This window comes from Rhodothermaceae bacterium (genome assembly GCA_009838195.1).
Classification (GTDB): Bacteria; Bacteroidota; Rhodothermia; order Rhodothermales; family Bin80; genus Bin80.
The window spans coordinates 64,296-80,855 of record VXSC01000007.1; the positions used below are offsets into that span (position 1 = coordinate 64,296).

At 52.5% G+C, this 16,560-nt stretch carries 17 protein-coding genes and 2 tRNA genes; 15 read left to right on the forward strand and 4 right to left on the reverse strand.

Translation table 11 applies throughout. The features are described 5' to 3' along the window. The first annotated feature begins 2 nt into the window (after positions 1-2). A complete protein-coding gene (locus tag F4Y64_01295; GenBank protein ID MXX96236.1) occupies positions 3-2,516 on the forward strand; it encodes a zinc carboxypeptidase in 2,514 nt (837 codons plus the stop codon). Between the two features lie 6 nt (positions 2,517-2,522). Next, positions 2,523-4,115: a hypothetical protein gene (locus tag F4Y64_01300; GenBank protein ID MXX96237.1), complete on the forward strand. Its 1,593-nt coding sequence runs from the start codon at positions 2,523-2,525 to the stop codon at positions 4,113-4,115. On the opposite strand, the gene F4Y64_01305 is transcribed toward F4Y64_01300, so the two are convergent. The 4 genes from F4Y64_01305 to gluQ form a co-directional block, all read right to left on the reverse strand. Then, positions 4,105-5,058, reverse strand: coding sequence for a hypothetical protein (locus F4Y64_01305; protein MXX96238.1), 954 nt, complete (start codon positions 5,056-5,058; stop codon positions 4,105-4,107). The two genes, F4Y64_01300 and F4Y64_01305, sit on opposite strands and share 11 nt — an antisense overlap. A gap of 363 nt (positions 5,059-5,421) precedes the next feature. Then, entirely contained in the window at positions 5,422-6,057 is a 636-nt protein-coding gene (locus F4Y64_01310) for an ABC transporter substrate-binding protein (GenBank protein ID MXX96239.1), read from the reverse strand. After that, complete coding sequence (locus F4Y64_01315) at positions 6,014-7,408, reverse strand: TolC family protein (GenBank protein ID MXX96240.1); 1,395 nt, start codon at positions 7,406-7,408, stop codon at positions 6,014-6,016. Before F4Y64_01315 ends, F4Y64_01310 begins: the two co-directional genes overlap by 44 nt. Before the next feature lie 20 nt (positions 7,409-7,428). Beyond that, a complete protein-coding gene (gluQ, locus tag F4Y64_01320) occupies positions 7,429-8,442 on the reverse strand; it encodes a tRNA glutamyl-Q(34) synthetase GluQRS (GenBank protein MXX96241.1) in 1,014 nt (337 codons plus the stop codon). 30 nt (positions 8,443-8,472) lie between these two features. On the opposite strand from gluQ, the gene F4Y64_01325 reads away from it, so the two are divergent. The 13 genes from F4Y64_01325 (at position 8,473) to F4Y64_01385 (ending at position 16,354) form a co-directional block, all read left to right on the forward strand. After that, positions 8,473-8,772 carry a DUF721 domain-containing protein gene (locus F4Y64_01325; GenBank protein ID MXX96242.1) on the forward strand — a complete coding sequence of 100 codons (300 nt, stop codon included), beginning with the start codon at positions 8,473-8,475 and terminating at the stop codon, positions 8,770-8,772. Next, positions 8,726-9,715: a M23 family metallopeptidase gene (locus F4Y64_01330; GenBank protein MXX96243.1), complete on the forward strand. Its 990-nt coding sequence runs from the start codon at positions 8,726-8,728 to the stop codon at positions 9,713-9,715. Before F4Y64_01325 ends, F4Y64_01330 begins: the two co-directional genes overlap by 47 nt. A 224-nt stretch (positions 9,716-9,939) precedes the next feature. After that, positions 9,940-10,383 carry a polymer-forming cytoskeletal protein gene (locus F4Y64_01335; GenBank protein ID MXX96244.1) on the forward strand — a complete coding sequence of 148 codons (444 nt, stop codon included), beginning with the start codon at positions 9,940-9,942 and terminating at the stop codon, positions 10,381-10,383. Further along, complete coding sequence (locus tag F4Y64_01340) at positions 10,355-10,564, forward strand: AtpZ/AtpI family protein (protein ID MXX96245.1); 210 nt, start codon at positions 10,355-10,357, stop codon at positions 10,562-10,564. Before F4Y64_01335 ends, F4Y64_01340 begins: the two co-directional genes overlap by 29 nt. Before the next feature lie 81 nt (positions 10,565-10,645). Beyond that, the gene (locus tag F4Y64_01345; GenBank protein ID MXX96246.1) at positions 10,646-10,924 is read left to right on the forward strand and encodes a hypothetical protein; all 279 of its coding nucleotides are present in this window, start codon (positions 10,646-10,648) and stop codon (positions 10,922-10,924) included. Beyond that, entirely contained in the window at positions 10,924-12,021 is a 1,098-nt protein-coding gene (gene atpB / locus F4Y64_01350; GenBank protein ID MXX96247.1) for a F0F1 ATP synthase subunit A, read from the forward strand. Before F4Y64_01345 ends, atpB begins: the two co-directional genes overlap by 1 nt. A 33-nt stretch (positions 12,022-12,054) precedes the next feature. Next, positions 12,055-12,288: an ATP synthase F0 subunit C gene (gene atpE, locus F4Y64_01355; protein MXX96248.1), complete on the forward strand. Its 234-nt coding sequence runs from the start codon at positions 12,055-12,057 to the stop codon at positions 12,286-12,288. A 9-nt stretch (positions 12,289-12,297) separates the two neighbouring features. After that, on the forward strand, positions 12,298-12,831 hold the full coding sequence (gene atpF / locus F4Y64_01360; GenBank protein ID MXX96249.1) for a F0F1 ATP synthase subunit B: 534 nt from the start codon (positions 12,298-12,300) through the stop codon (positions 12,829-12,831). After that, on the forward strand, positions 12,828-13,361 hold the full coding sequence (atpH, locus tag F4Y64_01365; protein MXX96250.1) for an ATP synthase F1 subunit delta: 534 nt from the start codon (positions 12,828-12,830) through the stop codon (positions 13,359-13,361). Before atpF ends, atpH begins: the two co-directional genes overlap by 4 nt. A gap of 14 nt (positions 13,362-13,375) precedes the next feature. Then, positions 13,376-14,971, forward strand: coding sequence for a F0F1 ATP synthase subunit alpha (locus F4Y64_01370; GenBank protein ID MXX96251.1), 1,596 nt, complete (start codon positions 13,376-13,378; stop codon positions 14,969-14,971). Beyond that, the gene (atpG, locus tag F4Y64_01375; protein ID MXX96252.1) at positions 14,971-15,894 is read left to right on the forward strand and encodes an ATP synthase F1 subunit gamma; all 924 of its coding nucleotides are present in this window, start codon (positions 14,971-14,973) and stop codon (positions 15,892-15,894) included. Before F4Y64_01370 ends, atpG begins: the two co-directional genes overlap by 1 nt. 242 nt (positions 15,895-16,136) lie before the next feature. Further along, a tRNA-Ser gene (locus tag F4Y64_01380) sits at positions 16,137-16,224 on the forward strand. A 45-nt stretch (positions 16,225-16,269) separates the two neighbouring features. Further along, positions 16,270-16,354: transfer RNA gene (locus tag F4Y64_01385), tRNA-Ser, on the forward strand. The last annotated feature ends 206 nt before the right edge of the window (positions 16,355-16,560 follow it).

Genomic DNA, 16,560 nt, shown 5'->3' on the forward strand with positions numbered 1-16,560 from the left:
TTATGAAATTCCTTGTCTCTTTTTTGCTACTGACTTCGTTCATCTACTCTGCCGGGGCGCAGCTCTACAGTCCATCCGAGTTCCTGGGCTATGAAGCAGGGGAAGACTTTACGCCTCATCACCGAGTCACGGACTATGTTCGCCATGTTGCAGAAACTGCCGAAAACGTGGTTCTCGTTGAGTATGGTCACACATACGAAGGTCGTGTGCTGCAGTATTTGATCCTCTCTTCTGCTGACAATCTTGCGAATCTGGAAAATATTCGCACGGCAAACCTCCAGCTTACCGGACTCTTGGAAGGAACACCGATGGAAGATATCCCTGCACTGGTTTGGCTTAGCTACAACGTTCACGGTAATGAATCTGTCAGTACCGAAGCCGCTCTGGAAGTCATTCATACACTGGCCAGTGGCACAGATCCCGATGTTTCAGCATGGCTCGAAAATACTGTGGTCATCATTGACCCATGCCTCAACCCGGATGGACGTGACCGTTATGTCCATTTTTATCACCGAACACGGGGACGGCACCCGAACGTTATTGAGGAAGCCCGCGAACATGCGGAACCGTGGCCTGGCGGACGAACCAACCACTACTACTTTGACCTGAACCGGGATTGGGCCTGGGGAACACAGATGGAGACGCGCCAGCGACTGCAACATTATAATCGCTGGATGCCCCATGTTCATGTGGACTTTCATGAGCAAAGCGTAAACAGCCCCTACTATTTCGCTCCTGCAGCAGTGCCATACCATAAAGATATCACGCCATGGCAGCGGGAACTCCAGGACCTGATGGGAGCCAATCATGCCCGGTACTTTGATCAGGAGGGATGGCTGTTCTTCACGAGGCAGGTTTTTGACTTGTTCTATCCGGGCTACGGTGACACATGGCCCACGTTCAACGGTGCAATTGGAATGACATACGAGCAGGCGGGCTCTGGACGCGCCGGACTCGGGATTATTACAGCAGAGGGAGATACTCTGACCCTCGCTGACCGGATTGAGCACCACTACACCACGAGCCTATCTACGATTGAGGTTGCGGCAAACGAACGGGACCGCATTGTCGATCAGTTTACTCAGTACTTCCGCAATTCTGTTGCCGACGCAACCGGAGCACATGCGGCGTACTTGATCCGCCGGGCAGGACAGGAAGATCAGGTCCACACAATCTCAAACCACCTAGACTTGCTTGGAATCACGTACGGATTCGCTGCGACGACCGGCAGAGAAAACGGGTTTGCCTACCACACAGGGGCCCGGGAAGAACTGCAGGTTGAACCGGGAGATCTCGTCGTTCCTGCTGCACAGCCAAAAGGGGTACTGGCCCGTGTTCTATTCGAGCCGGAGCCGGAGTTGGAAGATTCGCTCACGTACGATATCACCGCCTGGGCCCTTCCTTATGTCTATGGTGTGGAAGCCTATGCACTGGATCGGGAAGTAACCTGGGAGACGATTGCTCCGGTGCCTGCTGCCAGTGCTCACCCATCTGAACCCGTTGCCTATATAGCAGAGTGGAAAAGCTTTGAAGATGCGCGGCTACTTGCAGATTTATTGCAAAGGGGCGTGAAGGTGCGCTACGCAGAGGTTCCCTTTGAGGTCAATCAGCAATCCTATGACGAGGGGACACTGATCATGACGCGCGGGGGAGCAGGAGCAGCCTTTGATTCCCTCGTCATTCAGAGTGCACGACGCACAAAGCAGCAGGTGGATGCCGTTACCACGACACGCGTCACAGAGGGTGTTGATTTTGGTTCCGGGGATGTCGTCTTCATACGAGCCCCGCGGGTTGCCATCGTTGCGGGTACACCCATCAGCCCCTACAGCCTCGGACAGCTGTGGCACTTCTTTGACGAGCAACTCGAATACAGTGCCACCCTCGTAGATAGTGACGACTTTGGAGATCTACCACTTTTTCGCTACGATGTGATCATCCTGCCCTCTGGAAGCTATAGCGACATACTGGACGAGCGCCGCCTGGAAGAAGTCCGGGATTGGATCCGGGAAGGGGGGCGACTGATTGCTCTCGAAAGGGCAGCAGCTTTCCTTGCAGACAAGGACGGGTTCGGTTTGAAACGCAAACCCGACGATGCGGACGGCGCAGATTCACTGGATACGGAGATCCAGCCCTATGCTGACCGTGATCGGCATGAAATCACTCAGGACATCCCCGGGGCCATCTTCCGTACGGAATTAGACACAACCCATCCCCTGGCATTTGGGTATCCGCGAGACTACTTCACATTAAAAGTCAACCCGCGTGCATTCTCATGGCTGGAAGATGGATGGAATGTCGGCGTTCTTAAAGAAAATAGCCTGGTTGCAGGGTTTGCAGGTACACAGGCGCTCGAACCGCTAGAACAGTCGCTGATCCTGGGAATGGAATCCATTGGGAGGGGCGAGGTGATCTATTTTGCCGATAATCCCATCTTTCGCGGCTTCTACTACCATGGAAGACTCCTGCTGGCAAATGCCGTTTTCCTCGCAGGACAACGGAGTGTAGCAACATTTTAAAGTGAGATGCCCCGCGGGTACATTCTCCTTTGCTTGTTTTTGGGTTGTATGTGTGTCCAGCGTACGTACAGCCAGACGATGCCACTCAAGGGAGTGGTCTGGGACGCACCTGAACCTCCTACCGCCCAGGATTTTCTAAAAATTCACGAGGCGGGCGTGGAGGCCATTCGATTGCCCGTGATCACAGATCGCAATCTGCTCCATGTTGCGGATACCCTCGGACTACAACTGTTCCAGGACCTGCCCATCCGTTTCCTTCCCGCACCCGCACTCCTTGATACGCTTGAGTATGCGAAGAACCAGTTGAGTCTTGCCCGCCAGACGTACCACTTGTATCGGTCCGCACATCACTTTGGAGTCTCAACCAAAAGCGACACCAGCAGCCCGCAGGCCTGTGAGTACTTCGAAGAGCTCGCTGCATGGGCACCGGAGCTCACGCTGTACTATACGTCTGCATTTATAGCCGATGACCAGTGTTCCTCTGATGTCGACTTGGTTCTGTTGGATGTGCGCAAAGAACCTGATCCTGTTACTGTTATAAAGAATTGGTCTCGTCCCACACCTGTTGGTTTTTCGAGTGTAGGACAGAAAGTTGATCCCGACAAGTTTGGGCTTTATCAGGTGCACTCGCCCCAGTCGCAAGCACGCTTCCTGGAAAATCACCTGCCACGACTGCTCGAAACCACTGCGGAGGTCATTTTCGTTTACCGGTGGCAGGATGCCGGCAATACCGCATCACAGTGGGGCCTGATTGATGCATCAGGACAAGAACGACCCGCATTCGATGTGCTGCGGGGCATCTATACAGACGCGCAGCACATCTTTGCATTTGATTTTGGGGATCGACCTCGCCAAGCAGTTCCTTGGCCACTAATCCTGAGCTGGACCACCTGCCTGCTGATCGCGCTGTTAGGTCTGTGGTATGACAGATTTCTCATTTTGGTTTATAAGTATGCCGCAGATCCATGGGCCAACCGGGACGCACTCTACCGTAAAAGTGTGCTTCCCCCAGATATCTCGCTGATTTATGTCGTCACACAGGGAATCCTGCTCTCTGCCGTGGTATTGATCCTGGTCGAGGCGTTCGGTGATCTGCTCTTGGTTGAGGCGATCGCTGCATTGATGAGCCCCTATATTCTTGACCAGGTCTCCAACCTGACCTCTAACTTTTACCTGCTGGTTCTCGTTGTGATTGCCCTCTATCTGATCGCCAACCTTATTTCCTACTCACTTGCTGCGTTAATTGCACGACGACTGCATGGGATAGCCGTAGAAGATTTTTTCACCATTAATGCTATGAACCATACGCCACTGGGAGCAATGCTCCCGATGGTCATGATCGCCCCGGGGCTTAATCGCAGCCAGTATGATATACTGGCGATAATTCTTGCTTTTAGTTGGGCCTTTCTGAGTATCTTCTGCATCATTCGCGGTGCTCGAAGTTTTGCGACTTTGACCCGCCGTGGGTTGGTCAATAGCGGAACGTTTGGCGTGATCGCATTACCCTTACTTGTGCTTGCAGGATTGATCCTGGTGCTCTGCCTCCCCTATACCCGGGAGTACATCATCTTCTGGTGGAACCTGATCTTCAGAGCGTAGCAGAATCCGTCAATTCCGCCCATACGCAATCTGCAAAATCATAAAACGGCTGCTTTGCGTGAAACCAGCCAAAATGTAAAACAAACGGAGTGACCTTCATCCGGTCACGTTTTCGAAGCACCGTAGCAGCCAATCGAATACAGAACTGGCGGATCCGGGGATTTTTGATCCCCCGAATTTCATAAATAAAGCGATCCGTGTAATAGTCACAGGTAACCCGGTCGAATTTCTCGGTATGCTCCGTCATGCCTACAATGTAATCCAACTGGGGGCTGTTTGCACCCTGATACCAGTGATATACGGGGAGCCCCATACGACTCATGGCCATTGCAAGACTCCATTCACAGGACTCTTCCGTGCGCCCTTCCAGGAGCCTCGTCCGAAAATGCGTCTCCGAAGCATGCGAATGAAAGTCAGATGCCAGTTCGCATACGGACCGGGTGACTTCAGGATCAGCCGCATACATCATGCCCGCCTGTACGCGAGGCAGATGCGTCAATCCGAAATGGGTCAGGGTACGGCGGCGGCGGTCGCGAAAAAATTCCAGGATAACTCCGGCGTTCTTGGGACCGCCAAAATAAAAATCGGCCCTCTCAAGCCCGGTAGCCGTGAAGGGATAGACGGAAAGCTGCGTCCAGAGGGGGTCAGGATTCCGACACCAGATCATATCACTGTCAACATACAGACTGCGCTCCCAAGGCTTGAATTCGTGAAGATGATGCTTGAATCCGTTGATTGAGCACCTTTTGTCTGGAAGCTTGCTCACACGCGCGAAGAGGCCCGTCAGGCCCTTACGCCGAAGAAGGTCAATATGTGAGTCCGTACAATAGAGAGCTATGGGGCGCACGTTATCATAGCGGCGAAGTGTAGTAACCGAAGCAATTGCATGCCGCAGATACGCCTCCTTTCCATAGGTATGCAGAACGTATCCTTCTGTTGTCACAAAAACGAATGCTTAAATCTGCAATAAGATACGCCTACTTGCTATATCGATCGGTTTTTTGATGAATCCCGGCTCTGCTGGACGAAAGAAGGAGATGGATGTCCCATCTACGGATCCCTGACTCGCTTGAAATACGCACCCAAATTGCACTATTAGAACCGCCGATTTTTTTGGAAGAGGGGCCCCTGAATACAGAGGATCAAGCCCGCGGTCATTGGGGCACTGAACTGCTTACGGCGAAGGGGCGCTGCCGACAAACCGCACTCGCGACCCTCTCAGCATCTGAGATTCGCAAAGTGGACCTTTTCAAGGCGGGCAAAAGAGTTGGACAACAGGACGCTTACGTCAAGTCGCACGCGTTAACTACTCTGTCGTTGCAAGTCTTTTTCGCAGACTCTGCATGAATGCATCAAAGCCGCGCTTGCGCACATAAGTCTGAAACGACACCGAGTAACCCTCGACCGTTCCGACCCCATCAATGATGATGTCATAGAGCCACCACTTATCTCCTTTTCGGTGCAACTGATACGATACTTCGACATCAGTCCCCCGAATCTCTGCGACGGTGCTCACGGATGCCTTGTTGTCCCTGACCACCACGGTCCCAATGGTGACCGGGGCTTCATATACAGACAGGTCGCCCAATGACTGCGAACGCACAATCTCGCCAAAGACTTCGACAAAATCCTGGCGCTGCTGCACGGAAATATCTTCATAGTAGCGGCCAAGCGAAAGCCGCCCCATCTCCTCGAAGTCAATCTGATCATTGATCAGCGAGCGTGCGACCTCCTGCAGAGCTGGATCTTCCTTCATCCCGCGAACCGCGGCCTTGATTTCCTGGTCACGCTGTGTGATGAGTGCACGAACCTCCGTCTCTGCATCCTGTGCCACAACCAGAGGTGCCCAAAGCAATAGGGTACCCAGTACCAACAGCAAATTTGATTTCATTGTACTGTTATTCAAAAAATGAATCTGTTTCATGTGTAAGTAGACCGGCATCTGCCAGAAGCTTCATAATCGCCATATTGTAGCGGCTGACCGCTTCGTAGTATTCGGCTTCCAACGTCAGATTTGTCCGTACTGCTTTCACCAGATTTTCTGTATCTCCCAAATCCAGATCGAAATTGATTTGTTCGACACGAAGCCATTCTTTACTGACTGCAAGAGAGCTATCCTTTGCAGCCAGCGCTGCTTCCTGAATAATCACATGTCGCCATGATTGTTCAAGCTCAGCAAGAACCCCCTGCTCAGCTGCAATGGCCAGATATCGCACTGAATTGTGATGTGCCTCCGCTTGTGCAACCCGTGCTCGGGTCTGTTTGAAGTTCAATTTCTGGAGCAATCCAAAGCCTGTTCGTGCGCTTGTACGCCGAAACCCATCACTGATATACGGATTGGGTTGCCGGAATCGATTTGAGGCGCCGCTGACGCTCAGCGTCAGTCCAAATGCACCTTGCGGATAATAGTCCGCTCTCGCTACACGAACTAATGCATCGGTTGCGGCCAGTCCCGCTTCTGCCTGGAGAATTTCCGGGCGATACCGAAGGGCGCTTTGCTGATAAAAATCCAGGCTCTCCAGGACAAACGTCAGTGGTTCAAGGGCATCACGCACAGGCACAATGCGCGTCGAATCTGCAACCATCAATTGACGACGCAATGCAGCGTGGGCGGTCTGACGTACCTGATTCACCTCTACGATACGCCGCTCATATTCCTGTTGCGTAATCAGCACTTCATAACGATCCGCATCATCAACTTCCGGGTTTCCTTCCTCAAGCAAGCGGTTGATTTCCTCCATGGCCATGGCGACCACATCTCCCGCCCGATCAACCAGTCGTTTCAACTCATTTGTCAACAGAACATTGTAATAGAGTTCTGCCGCGCGCAATGAGGCCCCAAAAATCGTCTCCTGAGCTCGTGCTTCTTCGAGATCTGCACTCGCAGACGCAGCCTCTACCGCCCCTCTCAGCGCCCCCCATGTGTAAATGGGTTGGACCAGAGACACCTCGGCCTGCGCATAGGGTCGAAGGTTGCCGTAGTCGTTGCGCACTGCTGGATCCAAATAAAGCTCCTCGAGTGGCACTTCATTTGGGTTTTCAATCCCCGGCACGACCGCCACTGCGCTGACTGCTGTGGCATCCGGGAGGATGCGACTGCTTTGTGCCAGTTCATAGCGTGCAGCGGCCCGGCCGACATTGGACAGAGCTGCCCGAATATCCGGGCTGACCTCTGCCGTCTCCTGAAGGACCATCTTGAGATCGATACGCAATGTGTCTGGGCTTGGCTGCGCCGCTGTAGCGTACAACGTAATCAGGGAGCAGACCCATATAAGTATAATTTTATTTCCCATCGTGACTATCAGGTCGCACTTCAACGCCCTAGGGTAACGTTTGAAGTAAGAACTTCCGCTAAATTTTCTGGAAGGACACAGGGTGACCTCCCCTTCATACAACTCCAGTCAAAATACTGTAACAACTCTATAGGAGACAGTGCGCGCACCTCGGGCAAGAGCCCAAGTGCCCAAGCAAGATACCCCACCAGATGTCGGCTTGGTACACCAGATTCTCGAAGTGCAGCCAACGAAAGCGATTCATCCCGTTTAGAGAGCTTTTCGCCTTTTGCGTTGAGAACTAGTGGACTGTGCGCATAAGACGGCCGCACGCCACCGAGTGCATCTACTAACAGCAATTGTCGTGCCGTTGATCCCAGAAGATCCTGCCCTCGAACGACCTCGGTAATCTCCATATGGAGGTCATCTACAACAACCGCTAATTGGTAAGAAAAGACTCCGTCTCTGCGCCGTAGAACATAATCACCAACCGTAGTGGCTACGTTTTCTTCCTGCAAACCACATACCTGATCGAAAAACTTAATCCGCTGATCAGGCACTTTTAATCGGATGGTTGCTTCTTTCCCGCCTTCTTCATACCATCCGGGGCGTACATCAGTCGGACGAAGACTGCGCGGATACATTGCGGTGTGCCCATGGGGTGCAGAGGCCAGATTCTGAACATCCTTTCGGGATAATTTGCAGGGGAACAGCATCTGTTGATGATATAGCCGATCCAATGCAGACTGATAGTATTTCTGGCGCAGCGACTGCTGGTAGGGCTCGTGTGGCCCTCTAATATCCGGGCCAGCGTCCCAGTCAAGCCCCAGCCATTTTAGATCATTGATTTGGATCTCCTTCATGCCTGGCACGGTTCTCGGCACATCCAGATCCTCAACCCTCAGTGTGAACAAACCCCCTGCATGCCTAGCTGCACACCACGCAACCAGCGCTGTACAGGCGCTGCCTACATGCAGATGTCCCGTCGGGGAGGGAGCAAATCGACCATGATAGCCTACAGACTGCATCCTATACTTTGCTGCGGTGTTAGACATGTTCTAAGGGAATCATAACCCCTGGACTCCATGGAGTCGAAGAAAAAAGAAACTCCGCTCGCGCTTTCTGACCTGGTCAATGTCGCAATTGACGATCTTGGCATAAGGGACGACATCGACGAAGCACAGGCCGTCAAGGTCTGGCATGATCTTGCAGGCCCGGTTATTGCCAAGGTCACCGAACGTGTCTGGACGCGTCGAGGGAGAATGTATGTTGAATTAAACTCAGGCACATGGCGGCAGGAACTGCATATGCATCGTGTACAGTGGCGTGACCGGCTGAATGAGGCATTGGGTAAGCGTATCATCCATGAAATTATTTTCCAATAAGTCCTTCAGGAACATCTCGATCATACGCGCCCTGCATGAATTTGTGGTTTTCTGGCGGGATATCTTCTGGAAAACCGGCACACAACCACGCATCATCGTCTGGAAAGGTCGCAGAGGCCAGGCCAGGTCCTATCGTGAGTTCCGTCCAAAACGGTTCCGTCTTCGCTCCATATCCCTTGTCGCACTGTTTATCTATACCTCCGCAGTGACGGGATTTGCACTCTTTTTGTTCTGGCGTGGACTGATCCCCGGCCTCAACATCCAGGAACTCCATGAACGCACTGTTTCGATCTCTCTGCGATTGCAGGAAGTCGAAGACTCCCTCAACGCGCAGACCCAATATCTTTCCAATCTTCAACGTCTGTTGTCCGGGGATACGAACTCTCTGCTCACGGATTCCGCTTTACCGACAGACCTGCCCGGCACTTCGCTTCAGGACGCAGCCGGCTCGCTTCCAGCCCCAGTCTCCATCTTGGCAGGGAGCGATCAGTGGCCAGCCATGCCGGTCATCGCCGGTGACCCTGCTGGAGAGATTCCTCTTACATCTTCAAGCAATTATCTGGCAAGCCTACAATTGCCCGCACTGCCACCGGTGCAAGGGTTAGTCACGCGTGGCTTTAACGCCAAAGAAGGACACTATGCGGTTGACATCGCAACGAGCGAAGGGACGATGGTACGCTGTATCGGTGATGGATACGTTATCTTCTCGGACTGGACCTATGAGGGAGGTCATACGATTGCCGTCCAACATACCGGCGGGTACGTTTCCGTCTATAAGCATAACCAACGTCTTCTGAAACAGGTCGGAGACCGGGTCCGGGCTCGGGAGAGCATTGCAGTCAGCGGAAATTCAGGGGAGTATTCTTCGGGGCCCCACCTTCACTTTGAACTGTGGAACAATGGTCTGGCACAAAACCCTGCCAACTATCTGATCGGCTATTAAGGCGCTTTTGGGCAGTTCTATCTCGGTAGAGGAGGATGCTCACTCCAGCGAGGCTTAAAGGATGCGATATGTTCATGGTTCTGGACGAACTCCATGTCCGTTTTGCGAGTTGTTGTCCCACGTGACTCCACCTTTTACAGCATAAAATTTTCGCCATAATGGTACAATCATGTACATAGTTCCCTATTTTTCCGTATATTTGCGTGAATCCAAGCCAGTGATTCATGTTGCAAAAGAAAAACCCCCTTCCCTCAGGATTAAAAGAGTCCATAAGTGCTGCAAATTTAAATATCATTTCAGGTGGGACCGACATCAAAGGCTCCTTGGAATCCACCTCTGATACGCGGCTTGCAGGCAGGCTTGAGGGAAGTATGCAGATTGAGGGAACAGTCGTTATCACTGAAAACGGGATTGTGGACGGATCTATCCACGCGGAGAACATCAATGTATCCGGTTCAACAGTGGGAGACCTTGTTGCTACGAAGAAGGTGCTGTTGACCGACACTGCGAGAGTCAAGGGAACCATCTATGCGGAACGACTGGTTGTTGAAGAGGGAGCCATCTTTAACGGTGAATGTCAGATGGGACACAAGTCCGAGGCGATTTCATCCAAGTTCGTGGCAACATCCAATGGGGCAGATGAGCAGTTGGCAGAGCGGCTTGCGTGACGCCTCACCCTACCTCAGCCTCGGCATGCAGTTGGGCATGACCATGGCTGTATTTGCAGTCGGCGGCTATCTCTTGGACCGACTTCTCGGAACCACCCCATGGCTTATCCTGGTGTGTTCTGTCATCGGGATGGTTTGTGTGTTTGTGCGGTTGATCCGTATCGCGAATCATCGTGAATAGAGGATTACGATCTTCACGAAAAATTCATCTCCATTTTCTGATCTTGTTCGCACTAATTTCGTAAACCCTAGTTTAAGAGAGATGAGTTCGGAATGGAGCAGCATGGTGGCTGGGGTATTGCTGGGGCTATGTTACGCAGGTGCCAACGTGCTGGTGATTCGAATTGCTCAGAATACATCAAGGTTTGTACCCATTGTGATTGGTGGAATGGTGCTGCGTATGTTCGCAGCCCTTACTGTTTTAATCATCGTTATTCAATTGTTTCCTGTTGTACTTCCCGTGTTTACGGGCACCTTTTTGCTGATCGCTCTGATCGGGCTTTTCGCTGAGGTTACCTGGTTGATTCGAAAAAAAGCCTGATGCGTCCAGTACGCCTTTTGACTTACTTATTGTGCTTGAGCGTACTTTGGATACCCTTGACTGCCTCGGCTGCCGAGGACGGGGAATTTGATCCGGTTCACCATACTGCAGACGCATATTACCTTGACTTCCTGCCCATTGGTAAGGTGGAATTACCTCGGATTTTGATCCTCCGCAGTGAGTCGACCGGCTACTACGTACGTGTATACCGAACAACAAAAAGTGCTCTTCGCTCCGGCGAATTGGAGGCCAAGATTGAGACGGAGGAGGGTACCAAGACCATGTCAGGGCAGGACAGCCTCCAGGTATTGATCGCTGAGGGGAAACATCTGGACGCCAAACTTAGCCCTGTCGAGGGGAATACGATAGTCCTCGATTTATCGGTGACCAAGCATCTGGTATTTGCCCTACTCGCATCAGGGATTTTACTGGCCATCTTTGTGCAGTTGGCAAACCGGTATAAACGAGGCATAGGGCGCACCAGTGCTCCCCAAGGGCTCGTACACAACCTGTTTGAAACCCTGGTCATTTTTGTTCGGGACGACATCGCGATCCCCAACCTCGGCAAGGAGCATCACCAGCGCTTTTTACCGTATCTATTGACAGCGTTTTTCTTTATCCTGACCTGTAACCTGTTGGGGCTCGTGCCGTTTGGTGCAACCGCGACCTCCAACCTGAACATTACAGCAGTTCTGGCCGCGTTTACATTCATATTGACGCAGGTCAACGGATCCAGAGATCATTGGCGGCATGTATTTTGGCCTCCGGGAATGCCAGTTCCAGTCAAACTTCTTTTGATCCCAACCGAAATCATGGGGCTTTTCACCAAACCGGTTGCACTTGCGATTCGGCTTTTTGCGAATCTCACCGCCGGCCACCTGGTAATTCTCAGCCTCATTGGTATGATTTTTACGTTCACTAATCTATTTGGGGAGGCCGTTGGCTACGGTGTCGTACCAGTCAGCCTAGGCTTCACCTTATTTGTGATGTGTCTTGAAATACTCATTGCATTTATTCAAGCCTATATCTTCACTATCCTGTCCGCACTGTTCATTGGGATGGCAATTGCCGAACATTCGCACAGTGAGGCTCATTAAGCGTATACACGACTCTTTAACTATTTTCTATTCATGGAATCACTTGATCTTGCTCTTGCATACCTCGGTGCCGGTCTCGGCGCCGGCCTCGTTGCTATTGGAACCGGACTCGGCATTGGTCGACTAGCCGGACCAGCTATGGAGGGCACTGCCCGTCAGCCCGAGGCAACCAACGACATCCGAACCAGCATGATTATCGCGGCCGCCCTTATTGAAGGGGTTGCGCTGTTCGGATTAGTCATCTCCTTTATCCTTGCCTTTAAGTAGACGTTTATCATGGCGCTCGCCGCAAATCTACTGAGTGCGAATGTCGGTCTGGTCGTCTGGCTGACAGTGGTATTTCTGGCCCTTTTGCTCCTACTTAAGCGGTATGCATGGGGGCCGATCACCACGGCTTTGTCTGAGCGTGAGGAAACTATTGCAGCTTCTATAAACCGGGCCGAGGAAGCTCTTGCAGAAAGCAAGCGCTTACAGGAAACCAACCAACAGGCTCGACGCGAGGCAGAACGGGACGCACAGCGACTGCTTCGTGAAGCACGCGAAGAGGCTCAGCGAATTCGGGATCAGGAGGTGCAGCGTACCCGCGAAGAGATTGCCGCCTCGCGTGAACAGGCCCAAGAAGAGATTGAACGGGACAAGGAACGCGCTCTGCAGGAGCTTCGAAGTGAAGTTGCTGACTTGGCCATCCTTGCCGCTGGAAAGGTGCTCCAGGAGAACCTGGATACCTCACGCCAGCGTGCGCTCGTTGACAATTTTATTGACGGTCTGACTACGACCGAAAAAAACCAGCAGCCTCCCTTTCAGGCATGACCTCTTCCGTGGTTGCCCAGCGCTACGCACAGGCGCTCTTCAACGAGACTACAACAGTCTCCTCGGTCACTGATGATGTGGCTCTGCTCATCCAGACTTTGAGCAATTCTTCTGAGTTGGAACGGTGCCTGAAAAGCCCTGTAATCCCCCGGCACAAGAAATCTGCTATCCTGCAAACCCTGTTTGCTGAGTATGTCCACGCGGTGACACTGCGTTTTCTGCAGATGCTGGTTCAGCGAGGCAGAGAACCGCTGCTCAGTACAATCCTGGACCGGTTTCTGGTCCTGAGTGACGAGTCGCAGGGAATCACTCCGGTGCACGCCCGTGTCTATTCGGAATTGTCCGAGGATGAGCAGGCCCGCCTGCAAAGCGTTCTGAGTACGCGACTAAACCGTACCGTGCGGCTTCAGGTGACGGAAGATCCAGCTCTGATGGGTGGGATTGTGTTGGAAATTGGAGATACGGTGTATGACGGGAGTGTGCAGCATCAACTCTCGCTGCTCCAGGGGCGCCTGCATGTACAGGCCTAATTTTTAATTAAGAAATGACAACAGCTATACGACCAGATGAAGTCACAGCACTCCTCCGGCAGGAGCTCGGTGGCTTTGAGTCTACTACGGATATATATGAAGTGGGCACTGTCCTACAGGTAGGAGACGGCATCGCCCGGATCTACGGTCTGTCACAGGTACAGGCTGGAGAATTGATTGTGTTCCCTGAACGCGATGTGACCGGCATGATCCTGAACCTGGAAGAGGACAGTGTAGGGGCGGTTCTCTTTGGAGAGGTGCAGGAAGTCAAAGAGGGCGATCAGGCGCGTCGAACCCGCCGGATCGCGTCCATCCAGATGAGAGAAAGCATGTTGGGACGGGTCATCGATCCACTTGGAAACGTGCTCGATGGAAAGGGTGCGCTCACCGGCGATACCTGGGAAATGCCCCTTGAACGCAAAGCACCCGGCGTCATTTATCGCCAACCCGTATCCGAACCCCTCATAACCGGAATCAAGGCGATTGACTCCATGATCCCGATCGGCCGTGGACAGCGGGAATTGGTGATCGGTGACCGGCAAACGGGCAAAACTGCTGTGTTGATTGATACGATCATCAGTCAGCGTTCCACCCATGAGACCGACGCACCGGTCTACTGCATCTATGTTGCGATTGGGCAAAAAGCTTCTACAGTTGCACAGGTTGCCCGCGCGCTGGAGGAAAATGACGCAATGGAATACACGGTGATCGTGAATGCACCGGCTTCGGTTGCCGCTCCACTCCAGTTTATTGCACCGTTTGCTGGTGCCTGCATCGGTGAATATTTTCGGGACACGGGGCGCCACGCGCTGGTCATTTATGATGATTTGTCCAAGCAGGCCGTGGCGTACCGGCAGGTTTCTCTTTTGCTGCGGCGTCCGCCTGGGCGTGAGGCCTACCCGGGAGATGTATTCTACCTCCACAGCCGCCTTCTAGAGCGTGCAGCCAAGATCACAGCAAGTCAGGAGATCGCATCACAAATGAACGATCTGCCTGATTCGCTAAAGGACAAGGTCCAAGGAGGGGGGTCTCTGACGGCGCTGCCTGTCATCGAAACGCAGGCTGGAGCCGTCGATGCATACATCCCGACCAATGTAATTTCCATTACGGACGGGCAGATTTACCTGGAACCCGACCTGTTCAATGCGGGCATCCGCCCGGCGATTAACGTGGGGATTTCTGTGAGCCGTGTCGGTGGCAGTGCACAGATCAAAGCAATGAAATCTGCTGCAGGGATGCTGCGGTTGGATCTGGCCCAATACCGGGAATTGGAAGCATTCTCAAAATTCGGATCCGATCTTGATCCTGCGACACAGCGACAACTGCGACGCGGTGAGTGCCTTGTGGAATTACTCAAACAGGGACAATTCGCACCTGTACCTGTCGAAGAGCAGGTTGCCGTAATCTTTATTGGCAGTGAAGGCCTCCTCGATACAGTGGCTGTGTCTGACATTGATCAGTTCGAGGTAGAGCTCCTTGAAAACCTTAGAGTTCGTGCCGCGGATGCCCTTGCCAGCATTCGGGACACCGGCGCGTTGACCGATGAAGCCAAAGAGGCGTTCCGCCAAGAGGCAAAACGACTTGTTGAACTTTACGCTGCAAAAGCTTGATGGCAACCCTGCGTGATATCCGGACGCGTATCGGCTCTGTCCAGAATACGCAACAGGTAACACGGGCCATGAAGATGGTTGCGGCAGCAAAACTGCGCCGCGCTCAGGAAAGTATTTTCAAGACGAGACCCTACGCTTATAAGATTGGCGAAATCATTGAGCACCTCAAACGTCAGGGCGCAGTAGAGTCACATCCACTGCTTCGGGAACGTGAAGAAGTGAAGGGGGCACTGATTATAGTCGTTACAGGAGATCGCGGACTGGCGGGTGCCTTCAACAGCAATGTGATCAAAACTGCTGAATCACTAATTCACTCAGATTATTCCGAACTCTATACAAACGGGACATTACAGATTGTTGGGGCAGGACGTAAAGGAGCCGAGCATTTCCGTAAGCGCGGATATAAGATGGCGGCAGACCTCAGCGATGTATTCAGAGAGTTAACGTTCGATACTGCCCTCAACATTGGAAGCTTAGCGATGGAGGGCTTTCTGGAAGGAGACTGGGATGAAGTCAGGATCGTCTACAACGAATTCAAAAACACCATTGCCCAAAATCGGATTGCTGCTCCGCTAATTCCAGTACCTCCGGAGCAGTTTCGGACACCGGTGATGCTGCAGGAAGATTTAGCGACCCCGGAGATTCAGGATCGCTACCGAGCGGATTACATCTTCGATCCAGACTCTGCAAATATTTTAAATTCCCTCGTTCCACGATTCGTGAATTTTGAGATCTGGCGTGCTTTACTGGAATCCGCCGCTGCTGAGCATGGGGCGCGTATGGTTGCGATGGATAATGCTACAGCAAACGCTACGGAACTCCTGCGCTCATTACGCCTCCAATATAACCGCGCCCGTCAGAGTGCAATCACGACGGAGATCCTAGAGATCATCAGCGGCGCGAACGCGCTAGAGGAGGGCTGATTGCTGGCAGTTAGTATTTCGACGGTTGACCGCAATCTACCTGATTCCAACCATTCAATCAGATCATCTTAGAGTGTAAACTGCATTGCGCTCACGGGAATAGTCTGATTTACTGATTTAAGTGCCCTAGAGGCGCTGCGTGTAATGAGTGGCGAGGTTTTTTCAATGGATTTCGCACGGAACCCGACCAGTAAAACGCTTTGAATGCATATGCGTTAAACGTGTCCTCTTGATGGTCCTTGGGAGAGGTGGCCGAGTGGCTGAAGGCGCTCCCCTGCTAAGGGAGTATGGGTTAACAGCTCATCGTGGGTTCGAATCCCACCCTCTCCGCTTTTGCCGGATACGGTTTGCCTACAGGCGGAAAAATTGAACCCCGGAGGGGTGGCAGAGTGGTTGAATGCACTGGTCTTGAAAACCAGCGTGCCGCAAGGTACCGGGGGTTCGAATCCCTCCCCCTCCGCACTGTGCCGTAGTCCGAAGAATGCTCCCCGGCATATGGTTCACGATGAGTGAGCCACCCCATTTGGCCACCAACTCAACAGTCCGGCACGCCCGGACTATGTCTTCTCCCCGGCATGAATGAAAATGGACTGAACTGAAATAGAGTTACCTAATTCCCTGGTATAGTAGGACGGCCGTCAGATAAGGCTACGGGGCGCTATGTAT

Excerpts from the sequence above, each read along its gene's own strand:
- F4Y64_01295 (MXX96236.1), top strand. The coding sequence starts at position 3 with ATGAAATTCCTTGTCTCTTTTTTGCTACTGACTTCGTTCATCTACTCT.
- F4Y64_01300 (MXX96237.1), top strand. The coding sequence starts at position 2,523 with ATGCCCCGCGGGTACATTCTCCTTTGCTTGTTTTTGGGTTGTATGTGT.
- F4Y64_01310 (MXX96239.1), bottom strand. The coding sequence starts at position 6,057 with ATGCCGGTCTACTTACACATGAAACAGATTCATTTTTTGAATAACAGT.
- F4Y64_01315 (MXX96240.1), bottom strand. The coding sequence starts at position 7,408 with ATGGGAAATAAAATTATACTTATATGGGTCTGCTCCCTGATTACGTTG.
- gluQ (MXX96241.1), bottom strand. The coding sequence starts at position 8,442 with ATGTCTAACACCGCAGCAAAGTATAGGATGCAGTCTGTAGGCTATCAT.
- F4Y64_01325 (MXX96242.1), top strand. The coding sequence starts at position 8,473 with ATGGAGTCGAAGAAAAAAGAAACTCCGCTCGCGCTTTCTGACCTGGTC.
- F4Y64_01330 (MXX96243.1), top strand. The coding sequence starts at position 8,726 with ATGAGGCATTGGGTAAGCGTATCATCCATGAAATTATTTTCCAATAAG.
- F4Y64_01335 (MXX96244.1), top strand. The coding sequence starts at position 9,940 with ATGTTGCAAAAGAAAAACCCCCTTCCCTCAGGATTAAAAGAGTCCATA.
- F4Y64_01340 (MXX96245.1), top strand. The coding sequence starts at position 10,355 with ATGAGCAGTTGGCAGAGCGGCTTGCGTGACGCCTCACCCTACCTCAGC.
- F4Y64_01345 (MXX96246.1), top strand. The coding sequence starts at position 10,646 with ATGAGTTCGGAATGGAGCAGCATGGTGGCTGGGGTATTGCTGGGGCTA.
- atpB (MXX96247.1), top strand. The coding sequence starts at position 10,924 with ATGCGTCCAGTACGCCTTTTGACTTACTTATTGTGCTTGAGCGTACTT.
- atpE (MXX96248.1), top strand. The coding sequence starts at position 12,055 with ATGGAATCACTTGATCTTGCTCTTGCATACCTCGGTGCCGGTCTCGGC.
- atpF (MXX96249.1), top strand. The coding sequence starts at position 12,298 with ATGGCGCTCGCCGCAAATCTACTGAGTGCGAATGTCGGTCTGGTCGTC.
- atpH (MXX96250.1), top strand. The coding sequence starts at position 12,828 with ATGACCTCTTCCGTGGTTGCCCAGCGCTACGCACAGGCGCTCTTCAAC.
- F4Y64_01370 (MXX96251.1), top strand. The coding sequence starts at position 13,376 with ATGACAACAGCTATACGACCAGATGAAGTCACAGCACTCCTCCGGCAG.
- atpG (MXX96252.1), top strand. The coding sequence starts at position 14,971 with ATGGCAACCCTGCGTGATATCCGGACGCGTATCGGCTCTGTCCAGAAT.